This is a genomic window from Roseateles sp. (assembly GCF_036404855.1).
Lineage (GTDB): Bacteria > Pseudomonadota > Gammaproteobacteria > Burkholderiales > Burkholderiaceae_C > Pelomonas.
In genome coordinates, this window is sequence record NZ_DASWYS010000024.1 from 1 (window position 1) to 4,729 (window position 4,729).

The 4,729-nt window shown below is 65.8% G+C and carries 3 protein-coding genes and 1 pseudogene; 3 read left to right on the forward strand and 1 reads right to left on the reverse strand.

The window, feature by feature from the left end; genetic code table 11:
- The first annotated feature begins 289 nt into the window (after positions 1-289).
- A complete protein-coding gene (locus VGF12_RS01610) occupies positions 290-427 on the forward strand; it encodes a hypothetical protein (RefSeq protein WP_291442700.1) in 138 nt (45 codons plus the stop codon).
- Positions 428-469: 42 nt separating this feature from the next.
- Positions 470-625 (forward strand): annotated as a pseudogene (locus tag VGF12_RS01615) (phosphotransferase family protein); the annotation flags it as partial.
- 40 nt (positions 626-665) lie between these two features.
- Here the strand turns inward: VGF12_RS01615 and VGF12_RS01620 are convergent.
- Complete coding sequence (locus VGF12_RS01620) at positions 666-4,163, reverse strand: indolepyruvate ferredoxin oxidoreductase family protein (protein WP_331174301.1); 3,498 nt, start codon at positions 4,161-4,163, stop codon at positions 666-668.
- Between the two features lie 216 nt (positions 4,164-4,379).
- Between VGF12_RS01620 and VGF12_RS01625 the strand changes: the two genes are divergently transcribed.
- Positions 4,380-4,729, forward strand: a 350-nt coding sequence (locus VGF12_RS01625) for a GntR family transcriptional regulator (RefSeq protein WP_331174302.1), incomplete at its 3' end; no start/stop codon positions are given.

Genomic DNA, 4,729 nt, shown 5'->3' on the forward strand with positions numbered 1-4,729 from the left:
CCTGTAGCTACCGCAGTGGATTGTTTGACCTTGGGCTCTTCATATTCGCCAACAGAAGATTGTTTTGGCAGCTCCTGGGTGCGCGCGGCTCCGACTTCAGGCTTGATCTGGGCACGCTCAATTCGGTTGCAGGATGAAGCGAGCGGGCGCCACGTGAGCTTGCCCTACGCGGCGATCTCGGTGGAGGTTGCCGCCACGGCAAACGCGGGCGACACGGTGCATGAGGCCTCCGAACTCGCACCGCCGCCCGAGGTCGGTCGGCGCGAGGACTTCCGCGTAGGGTCAGCGCGTGAGCTTCATCGATCGCAATCTGCAGCATCGCATCGGACTGATCAGGCGCATCAATCAGCAGACGGCCACTCTCGATTGCGACGGGCAGAGCTGGCGCGTGGCATTCAGTCTGCTTCGACATCTCGTCGATGTTTGAAAATCGCAGGTCGTCAATAACGGCCTTCGACGCACTATTACCCTGGTCCGCATGGCCGCCATCCTGCACGGCATCGCCCAACGCGCGGCGGACGGCACGGCGGCCGTGGCGGATGCGGTGGAGACCGGACGCAAGGCGGTCCCGCTCGCCGAACTGGCCTGGGACTGCACCCTGCGCCACCAGGCGGCCACGCGCTGACGGCACGGCCGGCGCCGCGCGCCGGCCGCCTCCCGTCGCGTCAGGCGGCCTTCTTCAACGCGATCACCCGGCGCTGGAGTGCTTCGAGCAGGGGCTTCTCCTGCTGACGGGCGGCCTCGACGCTGCGTGCGCGTACGTGTCCGTAGCCGCGGATGGATTCCGGCAGTTCCGCCAGCTTGACTGCCGCTTCGTAGTGACCCGCATCCCGCGTGCCGGCAATCACCGCCAGCGCCTGCTCGATGTTGGACTTGTATTGCGCAATCAGCGCCCGCTCCGTGCGGCGCTCCTGCGTGCGGCCAAAGACGTCGAACGCCGTGCCTCGCAGGAACCGGAGTCCTGCCAGGAGCCGGAACGCCGGGAGGATCCATTGCCCGAACTCGCGCTTGCGCGGCTCGCCCGTCACGGAGTCCCGCTGCGACAGGATGGGCGGCGCCAGGTTGAACACCAGCTTGAAGTCGCCCTCGAACTGGCGCTCCACGCGCTGCAGGAAGCCCGTCTCGGTGTAGAGGCGAGCCACCTCGTATTCGTCCTTTATCGCCATGAGCTTGAAGCAGTACTTGGCCACGGCGCGTGTGAGCTCGCTGCGCCCCGGGAAGCTGCTGCGCTCGACGGAGCGGACATGTTCCACGAAGTCGGCGTACTGCCTGGCATAGGCCTCGTTCTGGTAGTCCACCAGGAAGCGTTTGCGCCACGCGATGGCCTCATCCAGGTTCTCGATGACCGCGGGCGAGAGGCTTGCGCGCTGCGAGGCCTGCAGCGTCGACAACATGCGCCCGACCGCATCCGGGTCCACGACCGTGCGGCGGCCCCACAGGAAGGCGTCGCGGTTCATCTGCTGCTGGGCGCCATTGAGCTCGATGGCCTGCTCTATCGCGTCGGCGGTGACGGGGATCAGGCCCCGCTGGTAGGCGAAGCCCAGCATGAACATGTTGGCGGCAATGCTGTCCCCGAGCAGCGCGGTGGCGATGCGCCCGGCCTCCACGAAGTCCGCGCTGTCCGCGCCAACCGTGTCCACGATGTTGCGCTGGAGGCTGCCGCGCGGGTACTGCATGTCCGCATTGCGGGAGAACTCGCCCGGCATCGTCTCCTGGGTGTTGACGACCATGCGAGTGCGTCCCTTGCGGGCAGCGGCCAGCGTCTTCGAATTGCCGGCAACGATCATGTCGCAGCCGAGCACCAGGTCCGCTCCACCGGCGGCGATGCGGATGGTCTTGATGGCCTCGGGCGACCTGCCGAAGCGCAGGTGGCTCCAGACCGAACCGCCCTTCTGGGCGAGACCTGCCATGTCCAGGATGCCGCAGCCCAGTCCCTGCAGGTGGGCAGCCATTCCAAGGATCGCCCCGATCGTGACCACGCCCGTGCCACCCATGCCCGTGACGAGGATGCTGTACACGCCTGCATCGAGGGACGGCAGTTCCGGCTGCGGGAGCGCCAGGAAAAGGTCGCCCGCGTCGCCGGCGCGTGCGGGCTTGCGCAGCGTGCCGCCCAGCACCGTGACGAAGCTGGGACAGAAGCCCTTCACGCAGGAGTAGTCCTTGTTGCAGGATGACTGGTCGATGGTCCGCTTGCGACCCAGCTCCGTCTCCAGCGGCTGCAGCGAGACGCAGTTGGATTTCGCGCCGCAGTCGCCGCACCCTTCGCACACCAGGTCGTTGATCAGCAGGCGCTTGGCGGGATCCGGGAACTGGCCGCGCTTGCGCCGGCGACGCTTCTCCGCGGCGCAGGTCTGGTCGTAGATCAGCGCGGTCGTTCCCTCGATCTCCCGCAGCTCCTTCTGGATCGCGTTGATCTCGTCCCGGTGGTGAACTGTCAGGCCCGGAGGCCAGTGGATGTCGGCGGGGTACTTTCCCGGCTCGTCGCTCACAACCACGATGCGCTTGACTCCCTCGGCGTGGACCTGGTGCGCGATGGTGGGAACGTCCAGGATGCCGTCGTGCCGCTGGCCTCCCGTCATGGCCACCGCGTCGTTGAACAGGATCTTGTAGGTGATGTTGGTCTTCGCCGCGACCGCCGCGCGGATGGCCAGCAGCCCCGAGTGGAAGTACGTTCCGTCGCCGATGTTCTGGAACATGTGCTTCCGCTGCGAGAACGGAGCTTCACCGACCCAGGACATGCCCTCGGCGCCCATCTGCGTGTAGCCGGTGGTGGAACGGTCCATCGCCTGGGCCATCCAGCTGCATCCGATACCTGCATAGGCCTTGCTTCCCTCCGGCAGCACGGTGGACGAGTTGTGCGGGCAGCCGCTGCAGAAGTAGAAGCTGCGCGACAGGATGTCGATCACGCCCTTGGGAGCGCGCATGGCGCGGATCTCGTCGAGGCGCCGGCGCAAAGCTTCGAGGCCGTGCCCATGGAGCTGCAGGAGCCGCTCTCCGATGGCAATGGCAATCTGGTTGGAATCGAGCGCCATCTCCGGCTGGAAGAGGCTCCGGCCGTCCTCGTCAAGCTTGCCGATGACCGCGGGCGCAGCGGCCTTTCCGTAGAGCTGCTCCTTGAGTTGGGACTCCAGGAGGCTGCGCTTTTCCTCCACGACCATGACCTTCTGGAGGCCGTCGGCAAAACGCGCGGCGCCCGCGGGTTCCAGGGGCCAGGTCATGCCGACCTTGTAGATGCGGAGCCCGAGCTCGCCTGCCTGCTCCTCCGTGAGGTCCAGGTCGTGCAGGGCCTGCAGCACGTCGAGGTAGCTCTTCCCGTGCGTGATGATGCCCAGCATCGCCCGGTCTCCATCCACGACCACTCGGTCGATGGCGTTGGCGCGGGCAAATGCCTTCACGGCGTCCAACTTGTGGCGGTGCAACCTCGCCTCCTGGGCGTGTGGCGTATCCGGCTGGCGAAGGTTCAGGCCGTCCGTGGGCAATTCCACGCCTTGGGGCGGGACGATGCGGACCCGGTCGACGTCAACGTCGATGGAGGCCGTCGCTTCCACGGTGTCCTTGACGCACTTAATGCCGACCCAGCACCCGCTGTAGCGCGACAGGGCCCAGCCGATCAGACCGAAGTCCAGGATTTCCTGCACGCCGGCGGGACTCAGGACGGGAATCATGGCGTCCACCATCGCGAACTCGCTCTGGTGGCAGGTTGTCGATGATTCGCAGGTGTGATCGTCGCCCATGAGGACCAGGACGCCACCATGTTTGGATGAGCCCGCGAGATTGCCATGCCTGAAGGCGTCCCCGGTGCGGTCGACGCCCGGGCCCTTCCCGTACCACATGGCAAAGACGCCGTCGTACTTTCCCTCCCCGGCCGCCTCGGCCTGCTGCGATCCCCAGACAGCGGTGGCAGCGAGGTCTTCGTTGACACCGGGGACGAACACGACGTCGTGGACAGCGAGTGCCTTGGACGCCTTGCCGAGCTGCTCGTCGAGCGTGCCCAACGGCGACCCGCGATAGCCGGTGACGTAGCCGGCCGTACTCAGCCCCTCCGCCTGATCACGCATGTGCTGCGTCATCGGCAGGCGCACGAGGGCTTGCGTTCCGGTGATGAAGACCCGACCCTGGCGGAGCGTGTACTTGTCGTCGAGGCTGACTGTGCGGTTTGGCATGGCGATCCTGGAAGTGGTTTCGAACAAAGTGCCGACACTTGTGTCGAACGCTATAACGCACGGAGAATCATACATTTCCTGCTTGCCGGAAGCTAGGGAAACTACCGGGTTGAGGGCTGCGATCGAGATCCGTATAAACTGGTGTTTTCACAAGTGACGACACTTGCCGGTCGGCCGGCCGTGCGAACCAGTGAACAATGAAAGCTGTCGCTCACCATGAAGGCCACCAAGTCCCCCCGCAAGGCAGCCGCCAAGCCCTCCGTACCGCGCGACGAGAGCAACGTCGAGCGCCTGTACCTCGGGCTGCGCGACCGGGCGATGCGATATGAGTTCAAGCCGGGCGCGCGGATCAACGAAAAACAACTCGGCGAGCAACTCGGCGTCGCTCGCGCAACGCTGCGGGAAGCCCTGAACCGGTTGGTGGCCGAGGGGCTGCTCGAGTTCGTGATGAACAAGGGCTTTTACCGCAAGTCCATCAGCGTCAACGAGGTGTTCGACCTTTATCAGGTCCGCATCGCGCTGGAGCGGCGGGCTGTTCTCTTGGCCATCCAGCGCGCCCCGGACGA

Coding starts and splice junctions, on each gene's coding strand:
- VGF12_RS01620 (WP_331174301.1), bottom strand. CDS start 4,163: ATGCCAAACCGCACAGTCAGCCTCGACGACAAGTACACGCTCCGCCAG.